This window comes from Cyanobacterium sp. HL-69 (assembly GCA_002813895.1).
Taxonomy (GTDB): Bacteria; Cyanobacteriota; Cyanobacteriia; order Cyanobacteriales; family Cyanobacteriaceae; genus Cyanobacterium.
Genome location: CP024912.1, coordinates 1,972,697 through 1,989,131 on the forward strand (window position 1 = coordinate 1,972,697; position 16,435 = coordinate 1,989,131).

21 protein-coding genes are annotated in these 16,435 nt (G+C 37.1%); 10 read left to right on the top strand and 11 right to left on the bottom strand.

Going from position 1 to position 16,435, the window contains the following annotated elements:
- The first annotated feature begins 155 nt into the window (after positions 1-155).
- Together atpD and atpC are read left to right on the top strand one after the other, a co-directional pair.
- On the top strand, positions 156-1,604 hold the full coding sequence (gene atpD / locus AA637_RS09030; protein WP_446682480.1) for a F0F1 ATP synthase subunit beta: 1,449 nt from the start codon (positions 156-158) through the stop codon (positions 1,602-1,604).
- 132 nt (positions 1,605-1,736) lie between these two features.
- Positions 1,737-2,141 (top strand): ATP synthase F1 subunit epsilon, encoded by a 405-nt coding sequence (gene atpC / locus AA637_RS09035; protein ID WP_446682481.1) that lies wholly within the window; start codon positions 1,737-1,739, stop codon positions 2,139-2,141.
- 59 nt (positions 2,142-2,200) lie between these two features.
- On the opposite strand, the gene AA637_RS09040 is transcribed toward atpC, so the two are convergent.
- Positions 2,201-2,881: a 4'-phosphopantetheinyl transferase family protein gene (locus AA637_RS09040; protein WP_446682482.1), complete on the bottom strand. Its 681-nt coding sequence runs from the start codon at positions 2,879-2,881 to the stop codon at positions 2,201-2,203.
- A 470-nt stretch (positions 2,882-3,351) separates the two neighbouring features.
- On the opposite strand from AA637_RS09040, the gene AA637_RS09045 reads away from it, so the two are divergent.
- Together AA637_RS09045 and AA637_RS09050 are read left to right on the top strand one after the other, a co-directional pair.
- Positions 3,352-3,513 (top strand): hypothetical protein, encoded by a 162-nt coding sequence (locus tag AA637_RS09045; protein ID WP_446682483.1) that lies wholly within the window; start codon positions 3,352-3,354, stop codon positions 3,511-3,513.
- A gap of 33 nt (positions 3,514-3,546) precedes the next feature.
- Positions 3,547-4,059 (top strand): hypothetical protein, encoded by a 513-nt coding sequence (locus tag AA637_RS09050; protein WP_446682484.1) that lies wholly within the window; start codon positions 3,547-3,549, stop codon positions 4,057-4,059.
- 239 nt (positions 4,060-4,298) lie between these two features.
- On the opposite strand, the gene AA637_RS09055 is transcribed toward AA637_RS09050, so the two are convergent.
- From AA637_RS09055 to AA637_RS09090, 8 genes are all read right to left on the bottom strand, one after another.
- Positions 4,299-5,066, bottom strand: coding sequence for a tetratricopeptide repeat protein (locus tag AA637_RS09055; RefSeq protein WP_446682485.1), 768 nt, complete (start codon positions 5,064-5,066; stop codon positions 4,299-4,301).
- Positions 5,067-5,100: 34 nt separating this feature from the next.
- On the bottom strand, positions 5,101-5,553 hold the full coding sequence (locus AA637_RS09060) for a hypothetical protein (RefSeq protein ID WP_446682486.1): 453 nt from the start codon (positions 5,551-5,553) through the stop codon (positions 5,101-5,103).
- A 24-nt stretch (positions 5,554-5,577) separates the two neighbouring features.
- Positions 5,578-6,063: a 2Fe-2S iron-sulfur cluster-binding protein gene (locus AA637_RS09065; protein ID WP_069792067.1), complete on the bottom strand. Its 486-nt coding sequence runs from the start codon at positions 6,061-6,063 to the stop codon at positions 5,578-5,580.
- Positions 6,064-6,130: 67 nt separating this feature from the next.
- A complete protein-coding gene (locus AA637_RS09070; RefSeq protein ID WP_446682487.1) occupies positions 6,131-6,805 on the bottom strand; it encodes a V4R domain-containing protein in 675 nt (224 codons plus the stop codon).
- Between the two features lie 32 nt (positions 6,806-6,837).
- Positions 6,838-7,311, bottom strand: coding sequence for a phycobilisome protein (locus AA637_RS09075; RefSeq protein WP_069792068.1), 474 nt, complete (start codon positions 7,309-7,311; stop codon positions 6,838-6,840).
- Between the two features lie 14 nt (positions 7,312-7,325).
- On the bottom strand, positions 7,326-7,757 hold the full coding sequence (locus AA637_RS09080) for a hypothetical protein (RefSeq protein ID WP_446682488.1): 432 nt from the start codon (positions 7,755-7,757) through the stop codon (positions 7,326-7,328).
- A gap of 58 nt (positions 7,758-7,815) precedes the next feature.
- Positions 7,816-8,532 (bottom strand): V4R domain-containing protein, encoded by a 717-nt coding sequence (locus tag AA637_RS09085; protein ID WP_446682489.1) that lies wholly within the window; start codon positions 8,530-8,532, stop codon positions 7,816-7,818.
- A gap of 181 nt (positions 8,533-8,713) precedes the next feature.
- A complete protein-coding gene (locus AA637_RS09090; RefSeq protein ID WP_446682490.1) occupies positions 8,714-9,532 on the bottom strand; it encodes a pentapeptide repeat-containing protein in 819 nt (272 codons plus the stop codon).
- Between the two features lie 795 nt (positions 9,533-10,327).
- Between AA637_RS09090 and AA637_RS09095 the strand changes: the two genes are divergently transcribed.
- From AA637_RS09095 to AA637_RS09105, 3 genes are all read left to right on the top strand, one after another.
- Positions 10,328-11,770, top strand: coding sequence for an ammonium transporter (locus tag AA637_RS09095; protein WP_446682491.1), 1,443 nt, complete (start codon positions 10,328-10,330; stop codon positions 11,768-11,770).
- A gap of 119 nt (positions 11,771-11,889) precedes the next feature.
- Positions 11,890-12,555, top strand: coding sequence for a 7-cyano-7-deazaguanine synthase QueC (gene queC / locus AA637_RS09100; RefSeq protein ID WP_446682492.1), 666 nt, complete (start codon positions 11,890-11,892; stop codon positions 12,553-12,555).
- A gap of 77 nt (positions 12,556-12,632) precedes the next feature.
- Positions 12,633-13,067: a peroxiredoxin gene (locus AA637_RS09105; RefSeq protein WP_069790481.1), complete on the top strand. Its 435-nt coding sequence runs from the start codon at positions 12,633-12,635 to the stop codon at positions 13,065-13,067.
- 33 nt (positions 13,068-13,100) lie between these two features.
- Here the strand turns inward: AA637_RS09105 and AA637_RS09110 are convergent, their stop codons facing one another.
- Both AA637_RS09110 and larC read right to left on the bottom strand, forming a co-directional pair.
- Complete coding sequence (locus AA637_RS09110) at positions 13,101-13,727, bottom strand: histidine phosphatase family protein (protein ID WP_446682493.1); 627 nt, start codon at positions 13,725-13,727, stop codon at positions 13,101-13,103.
- Positions 13,728-13,821: 94 nt separating this feature from the next.
- On the bottom strand, positions 13,822-14,994 hold the full coding sequence (gene larC / locus AA637_RS09115; RefSeq protein ID WP_446682494.1) for a nickel pincer cofactor biosynthesis protein LarC: 1,173 nt from the start codon (positions 14,992-14,994) through the stop codon (positions 13,822-13,824).
- 52 nt (positions 14,995-15,046) lie between these two features.
- Here larC and AA637_RS09120 point away from each other — a divergent pair, with 52 nt between their 5' ends.
- The 3 genes from AA637_RS09120 to AA637_RS09130 all read left to right on the top strand — a co-directional run bounded on the left by AA637_RS09120 (position 15,047) and on the right by AA637_RS09130 (position 16,385).
- Complete coding sequence (locus AA637_RS09120; protein WP_446682495.1) at positions 15,047-15,700, top strand: L-threonylcarbamoyladenylate synthase; 654 nt, start codon at positions 15,047-15,049, stop codon at positions 15,698-15,700.
- A 39-nt stretch (positions 15,701-15,739) separates the two neighbouring features.
- Entirely contained in the window at positions 15,740-15,886 is a 147-nt protein-coding gene (locus tag AA637_RS09125) for a DUF2256 domain-containing protein (RefSeq protein ID WP_446682496.1), read from the top strand.
- Between the two features lie 103 nt (positions 15,887-15,989).
- Positions 15,990-16,385 carry a hypothetical protein gene (locus AA637_RS09130; RefSeq protein WP_446682497.1) on the top strand — a complete coding sequence of 132 codons (396 nt, stop codon included), beginning with the start codon at positions 15,990-15,992 and terminating at the stop codon, positions 16,383-16,385.
- The last annotated feature ends 50 nt before the right edge of the window (positions 16,386-16,435 follow it).

Sequence of the window (16,435 nt, forward strand, 5' to 3'; positions counted from 1 at the left end):
GTCCTCATCAATTATTAATCAACTAACGTGCTCAAAAATAAGTCCATAACTATGGCGAATTAGTAGAAGATTGATGCCACACCATGATAATCTTAAAAGTGTCAAATTTTATTATAAATTAAAGTTTACGAAAGTAAATAAAACTAAAAATCAGCATGGTTGCAACAAAAGAAAAAACTAACGTCGGTAAAATCACCCAAGTAATTGGGCCGGTGGTTGATGCTGAATTTCCTAGCGGCAATCTTCCCCGTATTTATAATGCGCTCCGTATTGAAGGAACTAACGAAGCAGGGCAAACCGTTGCGGTAACTTGTGAAGTACAACAGCTTTTAGGTGATAACCAAGTTCGTGCAGTTTCCATGACTACTACCGATGGTTTGGTAAGAGGTATGGAAGTAGTTGATTTGGGTAAGCCTATTAGTGTACCTGTGGGTAAAGCTACCCTAGGACGTATTTTTAACGTTTTAGGTGAAACCGTTGACAACAAAGGTCCTGTTAACACCACTGAGACTTCTCCTATTCACCGTAAAGCTCCTGCTTTCACCGAATTAGATACTACCCCCACTGTATTTGAAACTGGTATTAAAGTTGTTGACTTATTAACCCCCTATCGTCAAGGCGGTAAAATCGGCTTGTTCGGTGGTGCTGGAGTTGGTAAAACCGTTATTATGATGGAATTGATCAACAACATCGCTATCCAACACGGTGGCGTATCTGTGTTTGGTGGTGTGGGCGAGCGCACCCGGGAAGGTAATGACCTTTACAACGAAATGATCGAATCTAACGTAATTGATTCTGAAAATCCCGAAAACTCTAAAATTGCTCTTGTTTACGGTCAGATGAATGAGCCCCCCGGAGCTAGAATGCGTGTGGGTTTATCTGCTCTAACCATGGCAGAACATTTCCGTGATGTTAACAAGCAAGACGTATTATTGTTCATCGACAATATCTTCCGTTTTGTACAAGCAGGTTCTGAAGTATCTGCACTTCTTGGTAGAATGCCCTCTGCGGTAGGTTATCAGCCCACCTTGGGTACTGATGTAGGAGATTTACAAGAACGTATTACCTCCACCAAAGACGGTTCTATCACCTCTATCCAAGCGGTATATGTACCTGCGGATGACTTAACTGACCCCGCTCCTGCAACTACCTTTGCTCACTTGGATGGTACCACTGTATTATCCCGTGCTTTAGCTTCTAAAGGTATTTATCCTGCGGTGGATCCTTTAGGTTCTACCAGCACCATGTTACAGCCTAGCATTGTGGGTGATGAGCATTACAACACTGCCCGTGCTGTGCAATCTACTCTACAACGTTATAAAGAGTTACAAGATATTATTGCGATTCTTGGTTTGGATGAATTGTCTGAAGAAGATCGTTTAGTGGTTAACCGCGCCCGTAAAATTGAGCGTTTCTTGTCTCAACCTTTCTTCGTTGCTGAAGTGTTCACTGGTAGCCCTGGTAAATATGTTTCCCTCGAAGATACTATCAAAGGTTTCCAAAGAATCCTTTCTGGTGAGTTAGATTATTTACCTGAACAGGCTTTCTACTTAGTTGGTAACATTGATGAGGCGATCGCCAAGGGTGAAAAGCTCAAAGGTTAAGGACAATTAACAAAGCACCCTTAGATTAATTCTTTGGGGTGATGATGGAAGGAAAGACAGGAAAATATTAATTTTGTCTTTCCTTTTTTCGAGAAAAATAAAATTATAAGTATTAAATTTTTAGTTTCAATTATGACTTTAACAGTAAGAGTAATTACCCCAGATAAGACTGTTTGGGATCAAGATGCTCAAGAGGTAATCTTGCCTAGTGGTAGCGGACAGTTAGGCATTTTAACTAATCACGCTCCTCTTCTCACTAACCTTGACATCGGAGTTTTGAGAGTGCGCACCGAGAAAGATTGGAAATCCATCGCCGTAATGGGTGGGTTTGCTGAGGTGGAAAATAATGAGGTCAAAATTCTTGTTAATGGTGCTGAGTTAGGAGAATCCATCGACAAGGAAACTGCTAAAAGTGACTTGGAAACTGCTGAAAATGAGTTAAAATCTGCAAATTCTGGTAGCGATCGCCAAGCACAAATCAAAGCAAATTCTCAGTATAAAAAAGCTAGAGCTAGACTTCAGGCAACCAACAGTTAATAAACTTTTAAAGGTAGGGTGGGCAATGCCCACCGCAATCATTGATAATTAACAATTACTTATTGTTTTTCAAACTCTTTGATCCTCAACTTCTCAGCTAATTCATATTTACTTTTCACCGCCACAGAAACTAAATAATTATTATCAATTTTTAGGTTTTTTATCTGCCATTCTGTTTCTATATCCTCAGAAATAATTTCTATATCTTCACTTAGAAAATTATAACTTAATTCAATGGTATCCAATCCCCCAGACAATCCCTCTCCAGTGGCTTTTAAATAGGCTTCCTTCGCAGTCCAAAGGGTATAAAATAGTTTTGCTTCATTTTCTTGATTTACTTGCTTTATTAACTGGAATTCACTGGGGCAAAAAAAACGTTGAGCAAGTTGTTTAAACTTTACTTGTTTACTAATATTTTCTATATCTACCCCTATTAATTGATTAGAAATTCCGTACACTATCCAATGATCAGTATGGGATAAATTGAAATGTAGGTTAGGATAATCTCTTAAAAATGGTTTTCCTTTTTGATTATAATTAAAGACAATTTTGTCTGGATTTATGTTGAGATAAATACTTAAAATAATTCTTAACTTTGCCCTACTAATACAAGTGCGATCGCCCTGTAACTTATTCTTAAAACGTTGGATTTTATCTAATTCATCTGGTGATAAAAGAGATTTGAAATAAGCTAAATCACACAAAAACTTATTAGTATTAACTGAATAAATATCTAACATATTAAAAATAATCAAGCTGGAATAAATCAATAAAACGAATGTTCAAGTCACTATTACTTAATATCAATAAACTTTTAAGCATAAATAGTAATTTAAGGTTTACTTATATACTTTTGTTTATAAAACAATAATTTTAAAACACATTTGTTACTTACTTAAAAATTTAGATTATAATACCTCTAAAAATGAAATTAAAGTAAATAATTTTTAATTATTGAATCAATGCCATGTCTAAATTTGCAACGACCATTTTTATCAGTAGCCTATTTTCACTATTTCTAGTCAGTACCCCCACTCTGGCTCAACAAAAATATCCTCTTATTTGTCGGTCTGGGGGACGTATTTCCATTAGAACACTGGCTGATGGAAGTGGAGAAATTCAAGGACTGAAACAAGGGCGAACCGCTGTCAACAGGAACAATCCAAACTCTTCTCTAGCTCCAGGGGAATGTGGATGGGAAGACAGAGCGATGAATAGTAACGAACCCACTACAATTTGTTACAGCAATGTTGCTGCTTTTAACATAACACCCATAACAACAATTATTGAAAATTTAAACTATCGTGGTGCTGGGGTTGCCAGATACCTTGTACACAACGACACAAGTAACCGCTGCATGAGAGTTAATTAGTTACCTATCAAACCATTTTTACAAAAAAACACCATGTTCCAAAACTATTTGCAAAAGTTTAGTCTTACTCTTCTTTTAAGTGTAATGACTGCTCCTCTCAACATTACTTTATCCCATGCCCAACCTCAAAGCTATGAATTAATTTGTCGAGGTGGAGGTGCTTGGCTAGTAACGACGGGGGATTTGAATACCGTGACAGAAAGGGGAAGACAATATGTATATGCTCCTGTTCGTGCTAGATTTGCCCCCGGTAATCCTAATATTGATCGCAACAGTGCTGATTTTGTTAATGCTTCTCCTAATGTAAAAGCTTTTCTGGTGCAACAAGCCCTAGCACCGGGAGAATGTTCATGGATTGACCGAGGAATGCGAAATGGTGAGCCATCAATTCTGTGTGATGTTACGGGGAAAAGTAGTGATGTGAATGCGATTCGTTACATTAATTTTATTTCTCGAAGTGAAGCCAGAGCTCGTTTGATGGTTTATAACGATAATGGTCAATGTCTCAGGGTTACGAGTTATGAAAATTTAGGAAGTGGCTTTTGATACTAAATCCCGTTTCAATAATATACTAATTAGGGCGGGGAACAGGGAACGGGGAACAGATAGTAATTGTTTATTGTCAATTGTTACACGGTGAATAATAGTAAACTCTACTAATCGGATTTGGTATGATATTACTTTTTTTGCCGAAAAACAAGATCTACACATTCTCTAAACTTTTCCTTTCATAAAAAATCCCCTCTAATAAAGGAGGGGTAAGAAAAGATAATAGTTCTTAATAATTAAGAAAACAACTTTGTGCCGATCAACATTTTGCCATTGCTACCATTACCATGGGAACCTATTTCATGGACATTTTTACTCATTTCTCTGGCTTGGTGATAACTGTCGATTTCACCTTTTTCAAAATATAACAAAGATGCCTTGCGTAAATCATCCACCGCTTTTTGCTTCGCTCCAGAATCTAAGTATAAAATACCTCTCTTGTGATAGGCTTCGGCATAATCACCATCTTTTTTGATAGCTTCAGTATAATCGGCGATCGCCCCTGAGATATTACCCAATTTACTATGACTGTTGCCCCTTTCATAGAAGAAACTAGCCGAATCAGGCTTAACCCGTAACTCTTGGGATAAAATTTCTACCTGTCGTAAATTACTAACAATCTCTTTTATCTCCTTAGTTTCCCCATTCAAAGCACTAACATTTTGGTCTAAACTATCCTTAACATTGTTTAAACGCTCATTAAAGCCTAGTTTCAAATCCTCTATCTGATTACCAAAATCAGCCTTACCCATCACCATCGCCTCCTTCAATTCCCCATGATTAGCTTCCACCATAGTATATAGAGACTCTATTTTTTGTTGTTGAGCATTAAAAGCGCCAATCAATCTTTCCTCCGACTGCTTACGGCTAAAAACATTACAACCAACCCCCACCGTAGAAGCCACCGATAAAGGAATGATTTGACCAGTAACCGCAGAGGCGATCGCCCCTAAAGCTGTGACACCCAAACCCACATAACCGAGCATATCAACTTGCTTATCCATAATCTTAAAAACCTTATTTCAAATAAAAAATAAATTAAACCAACACCGCACAATTAAGCTCAAAAACAGGAATAGCCAACTTAGCCTCCTCAGGAGTCAAAAACTCACTAATCACCTTGAGAAGTAGATCATAAGTGTCAATATTATCATCCTCAAACTTATAAGCCTTAGAAATAGTTTGAAACCAGAGCAACATATTAGTACGTAAACGCTCCATATCATCAAACAACAAAGCCGCCGCCGAATAACGCAACAAATCAACCATATCACGCTTACAAGTTACATAATAATCCTTAAACTCAGGATTACGTTTTTGCTTACCCACCTTCACCGCCTCCATAATCTCATCCGCCCCATCCCTAATTTTCATATAGGCACTCATGCGTAAATCTTTGGTCTCAAAATAATTGTCCAAAAATCTTAACTCGTAATCCTGTGCATAACGTCCATCAGCCTCAAGAGTCAAATCCGCAAATTGTTTTAACATAATAGCAACTCCTTTTGTTTTAATCTAAATAACATCTTCAGTTTGGGCAAGATACTGATCAACCTCACCCTTAGTATTTTGTAGCTGAGAAATCATCGAACGAGTAATCAACTTACCCTCCTCCACCAAGATTTTGCCAGAAATAGGGTGAAGGATATTTTTCTGAGCGCGTCTGCCAATCAAAGCATCCACATCATCAATTTGGCTCAAATACATCCCCGAAGGTAACTCAACCACCACCCCTTCGCCGATAACCCTAGCCTGACAAGCAAGACGAGAATTTGTCTTACAAGTAGTAATCACCTCCAGAGTTCTTTTTTCCCGACGATTGAGGGGCGATAAACTGTCCATACCCTCCTTAATGTAAACGTGACAAGTGGAACACATTCCCCGTCCCCCACACTCTTGCATCACATCCAAATCATTTTTTAGCAAACCAGATAACACATTATCATTAGTTTGAATTGCTGTTTCTGTGCCGATAGGATCTAACTTGATTGTTTTTGCCACAACTTTTAAATAAACCTCTAAAAACTCAATTACAAATATCTTTTTATCTTGACTCACAGAAAAAAGATTATAAACTGGTCATCTCACTACGAGAAAGCCGTTCCATAATAGTAGGGTGATCATGTCCTTCCTCTAACCATCCTTCCGTTAGTTTGATTCTTTCTGCCAAACCAATGACAAAATAATTAGCCTCAGCCCCCATAGACTCACAGCTAGTTTGTACACAGCCCAAATCTTGCCCCGTCAACTGACTAAAGAAAGAGCTTAAAATTCCCGCTTCGGGTTGACAAGAAAAATGTTTATCTTTAGGGGCTGCTGCCGCAAAAGGAGAATTAACAGTTTTCACCACAATAAAACCTTGGGGATAATAATCAAAATCAAATTCTGCTACCCCCCAACCATGGGTTTTCCAACATTGTTTGAGGCAACTAATAAACTCCGCCATCTCCATCTGAGAAAGGGGACGCTCATAATATTCGCTCACCTCACCAATAAAGCGACGGTAAAAACTTTTGCCCCACCAACGACCACAGTTATGGAGAACTACACTAGAAGCCTGTCCAATTTCCTCCTCCAAACCGTCATAAATACCCTGTAAGAGTACCTCTGGCAGCGCAATTAAACGAGAACCTTGGCGGGTTTCCAATAACCCTAATTCAAAGTCACCTTGTACATAGGCATCAGGGGAAAAGTAATTACCTTTTAACGGTTTTTTTTCGACTAAATCTGCAATAGAAATCATTAATTTATCTCCCATATCTAAAAAGTATTGTTTTAAGCCCTGACGGTATCTTTGACCAGATATTCCTTAGCTTGATTTAAGAATGGCTCTAAATCATTCATCTGAGAAGCATTAAGGAAATTTTTTAATTGTGCAACTAACAGGGAATGAACAGCGGAGTCAATAGATTGAGACTCTCTAGCTTCGACAACGTCGGTTAGCCATTCCAAAAGGCGACGTTCCAGAAATTCAGGGTTATTAAGTAACATTGCCATGGCGCTATATCTAGTAATCAATAGCCAATGTTGCAAAGAAGTTTCCAGGGCTTTTTCTTGACTATCAGAAAATTTGGCTACCAATTTATCCGCTACTGTCTGGAAAATCTCAATTTCTTGATCCCTAAGAAGGCGATAGATTGCCATTTTATTTTGAAGATTGTTGATGCAATTAGAAAAAGTTTCTAAATCATCGCTTTGTAAATAGTTGTACTCTGCTTCGTGGATCAGTTGTTGTAATTCTGGGTACATAGTTTTATCCTTAGTTAAAATAGATCAGATAAATCATTCATTTTCAATTCCGAGAAGGTAGAAGTCGGGTTGTTTTGTCTTTTCTCTATAATTGGCTTTTGGGCAATACTTGTCTTAGTCTCTTGTATTTGCTCTCCTGCCCAAGGGAATCTTTGGAAAAAATCTCCTACTTTCATTTGTAAAGAAAGGTTGGTAATAGTCGATAAATCATCATTGTTAGTGTTGAGGTGGGAAGTATAGGCAACCATTTTTTTGATGCCCTTCCAGTTATGGTGAGTGAAAAATTCTTCTACTCTTAAATTAAGGTTTGGAATAAAGTCATCTGCATTAATTAATTCTTGAGTGGTGATTACAGATGAGGGTTGATTTCTCTTAATACCACGCCAATTGGCGTTGGAGAAGAATTGCTCAACACTGATGTCAGAAAATGTTGGTGTTAAGCTCATGTAATTTTCCTGTTAGTTTGAGTGATTGGATATGTGAAGGGTTTATTTCAAAGGTTAATTACTTAAGATATTCGCCATTAACTAATTTTTTCTGAATATCTTTTGCCCCAGCCCCTTCGTTGTGCCAGAAAGTAGCTGCATCAATGCGATCTTGTTTTCCTAGCAAAAACTTACAATAGGTTTCACCCATGGAATAACATTGAATTTCGATGCAGTTTAATTGTTTATTAATAAAACGGCTAAAAAATCCAGCCATCAATCCAGCGTAGATGTGACATACGGGTTTACCCACGTCTCCGAGAGTACGGGCTACCGCAGAATCAAAGATATTAACGAACATAAAACCATTTTTTTGCTCACTTAAATCCACATCCCAGTTTCCCCAACCTTGGGTAGTAAAAGGCCACCACCAAGCTTCCAAAACATAAAGTAAGTTCATATCATGAACATCTTTGGGATATTCATATTCTTTTTGAAACCAATTGCAGAAAAAGTCAGCATCACGGACACCCCAAGCCTTACCAATGTTGTACATTACAACGCTAGATGCGGGTCCTACTTCTTCTTCTAAACCTTCTATTAAACCAACGATAAAATCTTCGGTTACTAAAACATTACGAGATTCGTTCCAATCGGTAATATCTCCGTTAACGGTATCAAAGTGGAAAAAGTCTTCGATGGTATAGTGATCGTGTTTTTTAGGGTATTGATTTTTCCAGAGATTTTTGGAAATTTTTTCAACGATGCGATTAGGTTTTGTAGGGGTAAAAGTCATAGATATTATTGTCCTTTATTAACTCTAAATGTTTGTTTTGTACAATTTTAAAACTATCTCAAAACCAACCTAAATACAGTGTAACTATGTTTTTTTATTGGTAGGTGGTTTTTACACATTTCTATACAATAATTAGATTTTTGTGATGTTTGTTTAAGAAAGATAAAGTTGTTAACTATAATTATTTTTTTAGTAAGGATTGAATAGTTAAACTTTTTTCTTCAATTATGTTGGGTAAATCCTGAACAATAAGGGAACATTTTCCCACAAAAGAGCTATTCCATTTTTCTAACCATTTAAGTTGTATGGTAGTTGCTTGATGGTTAAGGGAGCCAGTAAAAGTTACTTTACAATTTTTATCCATGGAGAATTGTTCTAGCCACTCTACATCTGGTCTTGATTGTTCAAAGTTTTTGGAGGTAATCATTCCCCCAAGGTAACGACTGGTAATTTTTGCTATTTCTTCAAAGTTGATGACTACGTCGGCAATGGTAATTTTGTGAGCCACAGTTCCCTCAAAGGAAGATATCACAGTCATTTTTAAACTTTCAGGGTCAAAGCCTTTATCAAATCTAGTGGAATTATCATATACTGCTCCCCTAAAGTCGGCTCCTCCGATGTGAGTCCCATTGAGGAATGCACCGCACAAGTCAGCTTTGACAAAGTTTGCTTTGGTTACAAAGCTACCTGTCAGATAGGCTTCTTTTATGTTTGCTTTGCTCAAATCTGCTTTAATTAGATAGGCTTTGATAAAGTATGCTCCTTGTAAGTTAGCTCCTTTTAATTTTGTACCTGTTAAGTTGGCTTCGTTAAAGTAACAGTCTCGTAAGTCGGCTCTACTTAAATCTGCTCCTCTTAGGTCTGCATAGCTAAAGTCAGAGCCTCTAAAATTAGCTCCTTTTAAATCTGCATTTCTTAGGTCAATTCTTCTTAGTTGTAGTTTGGGGAAATCTCTTTCTCCCCAGTTATATTTGGCTTGTATATCTGCATTTACTGTCATTGCCACCATCTACTTGACTCCTAGTTTGAGGAACATTTTTCTTTTGCTTTTGACTTGTATTACTTTCTATTTATGACTGAAATTATATTTTTTATTTGTATTAATAATTACTTTTATAACATTTTTATTTATAGAAGGCTATGAATATAATTTGTTTTTTACATTTATTAATTTAACTAAATAATTATTTGAATTTGCTTTGTAATAGTTCAGTATTCTTACTGATCCCATGGGAGTAGTTCTGTTTATTATATATTTTTGGTGTAAAGATAACTGTTTATATTTAAAAATTATGTAAAAGAAAAGTTTGGGAGAGCATTAAAGTTCTTTGGGAGGATGAAGGGAGATATATTATAGTAATAAATATCAAGTTATTTTTAAGTGAAAAAGATTATTCATTAAAAATACTTATTATTTGTTGCCAATATAAATATATTTAATGGTACATATTTTATTTTTTTACCTTGATAGAAGTAAGTTTGACGGCATGTCTTTATTCGTTTTAGATTATTTTGGGGAGATAAATATTAAAAATTTTAATGTTTTTTTGTAGGGAGATGGATAGAAAAAGAGAGTAATATATTTTCTCAGTTAAGATAAGTTTTTGTGGTTTTTAGTCTATTTTCCCTAGATATTAAGGATATTGTATTTTTTGATACAGAAACAATGATGGTAAACATATGAATATCTATTAGTCATTGAATTAAATCATAAAGTCTTCTTCTTAAGTAGGCAAAAAATTAGATAAACTTTCATTAAACTATGGTGATAATGTCAAAGAGAGCAAAGAAAAAAATGTCTGGGTCATACGATCAAGATAGTTTTATACTAAATTCTATCGGATGGTTACGTAGTAAGTTGCCTTCTTATTGGTTTGCTTGTATTCCCTTAAGTGCGTTAATTGTGGTTGTGTGGAATACTGCAAGTCAAGCTCAAGGTTTGGATGGTCCTGAAACTTTAGAAGAAGTTAAGGTCATTTTAGATACTATTTTCTTACTTGTTTGTTCCATTTTGGTTATTTTCATGAATGCCGGTTTCGGAATGTTAGAAACTGGTTTTTGTCGTCAGAAAAACGCTGTTAACATTCTTGCCAAAAACTTAATTGTCTTTGCGGTTGCTACTATCGTTTATTGGGCGATTGGTTACGGCTTTATGTATGGAGATGGTAATGGTTTCATTGGTACTCAAGGTTTCTTCTTTAATGGGGATGGAACGCCTTATGGGGATGATAATTATCCTGCGGCAGTTCCTGCGGCTATTAACTTTTTGTTCCAAGTAGCTTTTGCGGCAACTGCTGCGACTATTGTATCTGGTGCGGTAGCTGAAAGAATCAAGTTTGATGCTTTCTTAATCTTCAGTGTTCTGTTGGTGGGTATTTCTTATCCTATCACTGGTCATTGGACTTGGAATGGTGGTTGGTTAGCGGAAATGGGTTTTTCTGATTTTGCTGGTTCTACCATTGTTCACTCTGTGGGTGGTTGGGCTGCATTAATGGGGGCGGCTATTCTTGGTCCTCGTCAGGGCAAGTATTCTTCTGATGGTCGGGTGAATGCGATTCCCGGTCATAATATGAGTATTGCTACTTTGGGCTGTTTGATTCTTTGGATTGGCTGGTTTGGTTTTAATCCCGGCTCTGAGTTGGCTGCTACGGCTAATGTTCCTTATATTGCTTTGACTACCAATTTGGCTGCGGCTGCTGGTGGTATAACTGCCACTGCAACTTCTTGGATTAAGGATGGTAAGCCAGATTTATCCATGATCATCAATGGTATTCTTGCTGGTTTGGTGGGTATTACTGCTGGTTGTGCGACAGTAGGTTACTTTAGTGCGGTAATTATCGGTGCGATCGCTGGTATTCTTGTAGTATTCTCTGTGGCCTTTTTTGACAAGGTTCTAAAAATCGATGACCCTGTGGGCGCTACTTCTGTTCACTTAGCTTGTGGTATTTGGGGAACATTGGCTGTGGGTATCTTTGGTACTGGGGAAGAAAGCATTGTTACTCAACTCATTGGTATTCTTACTATCGGTGGTTTTACCGTTGTAGCTAGTGCTATTTTCTGGTATGCCCTAAAAGCTACTGTGGGTATCAGAGTTCATGAAGAGGACGAAATTAAAGGTCTTGATATTAGTGAACATGGTATGGAGGCTTACAGTGGATTTGTGAAGGAAGCGGATATTCTTTCTGGTGGTTTCACAAGTTCTATGACTAGCGAGGTTTCTTCTAGCACTGAAGGTTAATCTTGTTCTAGTATCTTACTCCTATTTGTAATTTGTTTCCTCTTCTGAGTTTTCGGGGGGGGAAATTTTTTTTGCGGTGGTTTGGATAAACTAATTAATAAGTTTATGTTGCATTTTTTATGACTAAAAAAGCTATTGTTTTATTATCAGGAGGTTTAGATTCTGCCACAAGCGGTGCGATCGCCCTTAAGGAAGGTTATGAAGTAATTGCCCTATCATTTCGTTATGGACAAAAACACTTCAAGGAATTAGAAGCCTCTGGCAATGTGGCTAAATCCTTGGGTATCAAAGAACATCACATCATCGATGTTAACCTTTCTATGTGGGGGGGATCATCTCTGACGGACGCTACCATGAATATCCCTGAAGATGGGATAAAAGCGGACGAAATTCCCTCTACCTATGTCCCAGGGCGTAATACGGTGTTTATCTCCATTGCCCTTTCCCTAGCCGAAGCCAAGGGGGCTCAAGCTATTTATTTGGGAATTAATGCGGTGGACTATTCTGGTTATCCCGACTGTCGCCCCGAATATTTAGACGCTTTCCAAAATCTTGCCAATTTGTCCTCTAAGGTCGGAATAGAAGGAAAAGCACCTCAATTAATAGCTCCCCTTGTAATGTTGTCGAAAGTAGAAATAGTACAAAGGGCGATCGCCCTTAACGTGCCCATCGAAAAAACTTGGTCATGTTATCAAGGAGGAGAGAAACCTTGCGGAGTATGTGATTCTTGCCGTATTAGAAACAAAGCTCTGATAGATGCAGGTTATCCCGAATTGGTGGGGTAAACCAGAAAAGAATTATTAAGTAATGTAAAGTTATAATAAACATGTAGCAAATTAATCAAAAGATAGGAATAATAATTATGGCTCTTAGCGTAGGCACAAAAGCCCCTGACTTTACCACCAAAGATGATCAAGGAAATACTGTCTCCCTAAAGGATTTTGCGGGTAAAATAGTAGTAATGTACTTCTATCCCAAAGATGATACCCCCGGTTGTACCAAACAAGCCCAAAGTTTCCGTGACAACTACGAAGAATATCAAAACAAAGACATGGTAGTTTTGGGTGTGAGTGTGGATGACGAAGCCTCTCACAAAGCCTTTAAAGAAAAGTATGGTTTACCTTTCCAGCTTTTGGTTGACAGTGATAAAGCTATTACCAAAGCCTATGACGTGGATGGCGGTGGTTATGCCAAACGTGTTACCTACATTATCAACGGTGAAGGTGTTATCACCCATGTAGATAGCAGTGTACAAACTAGCACCCATGCCCAAGATGTTTTAAAAACCATTGGTTAATTTCTCTTTTTGATAAAAGTATCGTAACCCTTTCTAATGGGCAATAATAGGCGGTGGGAGATGGCTCAGATGACTGGTATCAGCTTTTAATTCCCATTGCCATTTATCGTCAATATACCTAAGTTTACTTAGGCTACACAGGGGAATAGTGATGGGTTGATGTTCATGTCCTAATAAAGCCCCAATCATCCCTTGGATGGCGACACTATGCCCCACTATTAAGGGATTATGGTAGTTCATTAATATTTTAGTGGTTTGAGCAGTGCGTTGATATATTTCCTCTAAAGTTTCAGGGTATTGAGGATATATCTGAGGTTGATAATCCAAGTTAATTACATCGAGGTATTTTTTTTCGAGGTTGTCAGGATATTGAGTAAGGGGTTTTGTATCCATCCAATCCTTATTATGCCATTCTCCCAGTCCTGATTCAATTTTAATCGGTAAATTAAGGGCGATCGCAATGGGGTAAGCAGTTTCGATGGCTCGTAAAAAAGGAGAACAAAAAATATGTTTAATAGGTTCATTTTCTAGTCTTTTTGCCACTGCTTTAGCTTGAATTATGCCATCTTCTGATAACGGAGGATCATATTTCTTTTCAGCATAATTAAACCATTGAGGATAAACAAAATCATGTCTATTACCATGTCTTACAATCCACATAAATATTTGATAAAAAAGTATTTTAATTGAGGTGGGCAATAGGGAATAGGCAATGGTTTTCCTGTTTTTACCCTAACACCTAATACTTGTCACCTTAATTGTTAAATGTTTTCTTTGTTTCCAACATTACCTCACTTAGAGGAATTTGTAATCTTTTAGCTATTAAAACACAATCATCATATTCAGGTTGAATATTAACAACTTCCGAATCATATTGAGCAACTTTTACCCTAATATCACCATATTTCGTATTAACAGTCTTCATGTGACGACTCAAAACAGAGCGAGATTGTATCTGCTTTCTGATGCCTAAAGTAGAAGTTTCTCTAAAAATAACCCTTTCACAAATATCTACTTTATCCAAATCACAAATTACCGTTAATAACACCCCAGGGCGGTTTTTCTTCATAGCCACAGGTTGGGTAAAAACATCTTTTGCCCCCAATTGCAATAACTCATCCATCACATAACCAAAAATTTGTGGTGATAAATCATCTATTTGGGTTTCTAATACCGCCACAGTTTCCTCGTCGATGGCTTCTTTCTTTTCTCCTACCCACAGACGGAGAATATTAGGCATGGTTAAATCTTGATTTCCTGCCCCCAAACCAATTTTATGTAAATTCATGGCGGGGGGTTGACCAAATTTTTGAGCCAAAGTAGTAACGATGGCTGCCCCCGTGGGGGTTACTAATTCCTTGTCAATGCCATTGCTATATAAAGGTACTTTTCCCATTTGACACAATTCTAACACCGCTGGTACAGGAACAGATAAACGCCCATGGGCTGCCTTGATAGTGCCTCCCCCTGTGGGTAATGGGGAACATTCCAAGGTGTTAATATCAAGGTAATCTAAGCCGATACAAGTGCCGATAATATCAATGAGGGCATCCGTTGCCCCTACTTCATGGAAGTGAACTTTTTCGGGAGGAATGCCATGAACTTTTCCCTCTGCGATCGCCAGTTGCCTAAAAATTGCTAAACTATTATTAGTAACAGTTTCAGGTAAATTAGCTTGAGTAATAATTTTCTCAATCTCAGGTAAATGCCTATGGTGATGACTATGTTTTAGACTCACATCAACTTTTGTTGCCCTTTGCCCCTGTCTTTGTACATCTTCCTCTGTTAAGGTATATTCGTCGTCCAAATCAAGACTTTTTAACCTATCAATGAGATACTTAAGGGGCATTCCTGCATCCACTAAAGCACCGAGAAACATATCTCCTGCAATTCCTGTGGGGCATTGTACATAAGCAATTTTAGACATTTTACCAACCTTTTTTAATAATTATTTTTAGTAAAGATTAATTACACATTCTATGGCTACTATATATCAATTAAACTCTGAAAATCCTCAAGGGCGATCGATTGAACAAATTACGGACGCTCTCAAACAAGGCGCTATTATGCTTTATCCCACAGATACAGTATATGCCATTGGCTGTGATTTAAATGTTAAATCAGCCGTGCAAAAAGTAAGACAAATTAAACAGTTATCCAGTGATAAACCCCTTACTTTTTTATGTTCTTCTTTATCTCATATTTCTGAATATGCCGTAGTAAGTGATGAGGCATATCGTATCATGAAAAGACTTATTCCAGGACCTTATACTTTTATTTTACCTACTACTAAATTAGTGCCAAAATTGGTGATGTCTCCTAAGCGTAAAACCACAGGAATTAGAGTACCAGATAATAATATTTGTCATAGTTTATTAGAGTCTTTAGATAATCCAATTATTTCTACTTCTGCCCATTTACCTGACGAAGATGGAGAATATCCTTCCCATAACTGGGAAAAGGCTAGGTTATTTGATCATTTAGAAAAGTTAGTTGATATTATTATAGATAATGATGATGATCCTAGTTTAAAAGTTTCTACTATTCTTGATTTAAGTACCTCGGAACCAACGGTAATTAGAAAGGGTTTGGGATGGGAAACTTTAGACAATTTATTTAGTTTTTCTAGTTGATTATATTAGCTTTAAATTGTTAAAAAAATAATATATTTTATGACTAAACAAAGAAAAAAATCTGATTTGCCCACAAAAGTTTGCCCCGTGTGTGGTTTATCTTTTACGTGGCGTAAAAAATGGGAAAAATCTTGGGATGAGGTGAAATATTGCTCGGAAAGATGCCGAAGGCACAAAAATTCTTGATTCATATTTTACTTGTAAAACAACAAAGTAGGTGGGTAACACCCACTGTTACACCTCAGCTATTTTTTATAATCAAATAACTACAAAAGTATAGGAGTAGAAAGTGAAGCCAGATTATAGAACTATTTTAATTAATCCTAATTATGCTAATTACGGTTGTCTTTCGTTGTTATTGATAATGACGGTAATTGTGGCTATCGTGGGCTGGGATTGGGTTATTAATGGGGTGTTAATTTTCCTTGCTTTTTTGATTATTGCCCCTATTCTTGGGGCGGTGGCTTTTCGTTGGTGGCTAAAAACAAATGTAATGGAGGATAGTTGCCCTGTGTGTGATTATACTTTTGCGGGATTTAATAATAAGCAGTGTCGTTGTCCTAGTTGTGGTGAGACTTTGATTGCTAATCATGGACATTTTGAAAGGGTGACTCCTGAAGGTACTATTGATGTAAATGCGGTGGATGTTTCGGTCAAAAAAATAGATGATTTGCCGAATAATTAATGGTTTGGTGAGTGGATAACTCGACTCTAAATGATTGAGGTTTACTTAAT

What these genes read in the sequence shown, in the direction of transcription:
- atpD (WP_446682480.1), top strand. Translation starts at nt 156, where the DNA reads ATGGTTGCAACAAAAGAAAAAACTAACGTCGGTAAAATCACCCAAGTA.
- atpC (WP_446682481.1), top strand. Translation starts at nt 1,737, where the DNA reads ATGACTTTAACAGTAAGAGTAATTACCCCAGATAAGACTGTTTGGGAT.
- AA637_RS09040 (WP_446682482.1), bottom strand. Translation starts at nt 2,881, where the DNA reads ATGTTAGATATTTATTCAGTTAATACTAATAAGTTTTTGTGTGATTTA.
- AA637_RS09045 (WP_446682483.1), top strand. Translation starts at nt 3,352, where the DNA reads ATGAATAGTAACGAACCCACTACAATTTGTTACAGCAATGTTGCTGCT.
- AA637_RS09050 (WP_446682484.1), top strand. Translation starts at nt 3,547, where the DNA reads ATGTTCCAAAACTATTTGCAAAAGTTTAGTCTTACTCTTCTTTTAAGT.
- AA637_RS09055 (WP_446682485.1), bottom strand. Translation starts at nt 5,066, where the DNA reads ATGGATAAGCAAGTTGATATGCTCGGTTATGTGGGTTTGGGTGTCACA.
- AA637_RS09060 (WP_446682486.1), bottom strand. Translation starts at nt 5,553, where the DNA reads ATGTTAAAACAATTTGCGGATTTGACTCTTGAGGCTGATGGACGTTAT.
- AA637_RS09070 (WP_446682487.1), bottom strand. Translation starts at nt 6,805, where the DNA reads ATGATTTCTATTGCAGATTTAGTCGAAAAAAAACCGTTAAAAGGTAAT.
- AA637_RS09075 (WP_069792068.1), bottom strand. Translation starts at nt 7,311, where the DNA reads ATGTACCCAGAATTACAACAACTGATCCACGAAGCAGAGTACAACTAT.
- AA637_RS09080 (WP_446682488.1), bottom strand. Translation starts at nt 7,757, where the DNA reads ATGAGCTTAACACCAACATTTTCTGACATCAGTGTTGAGCAATTCTTC.
- AA637_RS09085 (WP_446682489.1), bottom strand. Translation starts at nt 8,532, where the DNA reads ATGACTTTTACCCCTACAAAACCTAATCGCATCGTTGAAAAAATTTCC.
- AA637_RS09090 (WP_446682490.1), bottom strand. Translation starts at nt 9,532, where the DNA reads ATGACAGTAAATGCAGATATACAAGCCAAATATAACTGGGGAGAAAGA.
- AA637_RS09095 (WP_446682491.1), top strand. Translation starts at nt 10,328, where the DNA reads ATGTCTGGGTCATACGATCAAGATAGTTTTATACTAAATTCTATCGGA.
- queC (WP_446682492.1), top strand. Translation starts at nt 11,890, where the DNA reads ATGACTAAAAAAGCTATTGTTTTATTATCAGGAGGTTTAGATTCTGCC.
- AA637_RS09105 (WP_069790481.1), top strand. Translation starts at nt 12,633, where the DNA reads ATGGCTCTTAGCGTAGGCACAAAAGCCCCTGACTTTACCACCAAAGAT.
- AA637_RS09110 (WP_446682493.1), bottom strand. Translation starts at nt 13,727, where the DNA reads ATGTGGATTGTAAGACATGGTAATAGACATGATTTTGTTTATCCTCAA.
- larC (WP_446682494.1), bottom strand. Translation starts at nt 14,994, where the DNA reads ATGTCTAAAATTGCTTATGTACAATGCCCCACAGGAATTGCAGGAGAT.
- AA637_RS09120 (WP_446682495.1), top strand. Translation starts at nt 15,047, where the DNA reads ATGGCTACTATATATCAATTAAACTCTGAAAATCCTCAAGGGCGATCG.
- AA637_RS09125 (WP_446682496.1), top strand. Translation starts at nt 15,740, where the DNA reads ATGACTAAACAAAGAAAAAAATCTGATTTGCCCACAAAAGTTTGCCCC.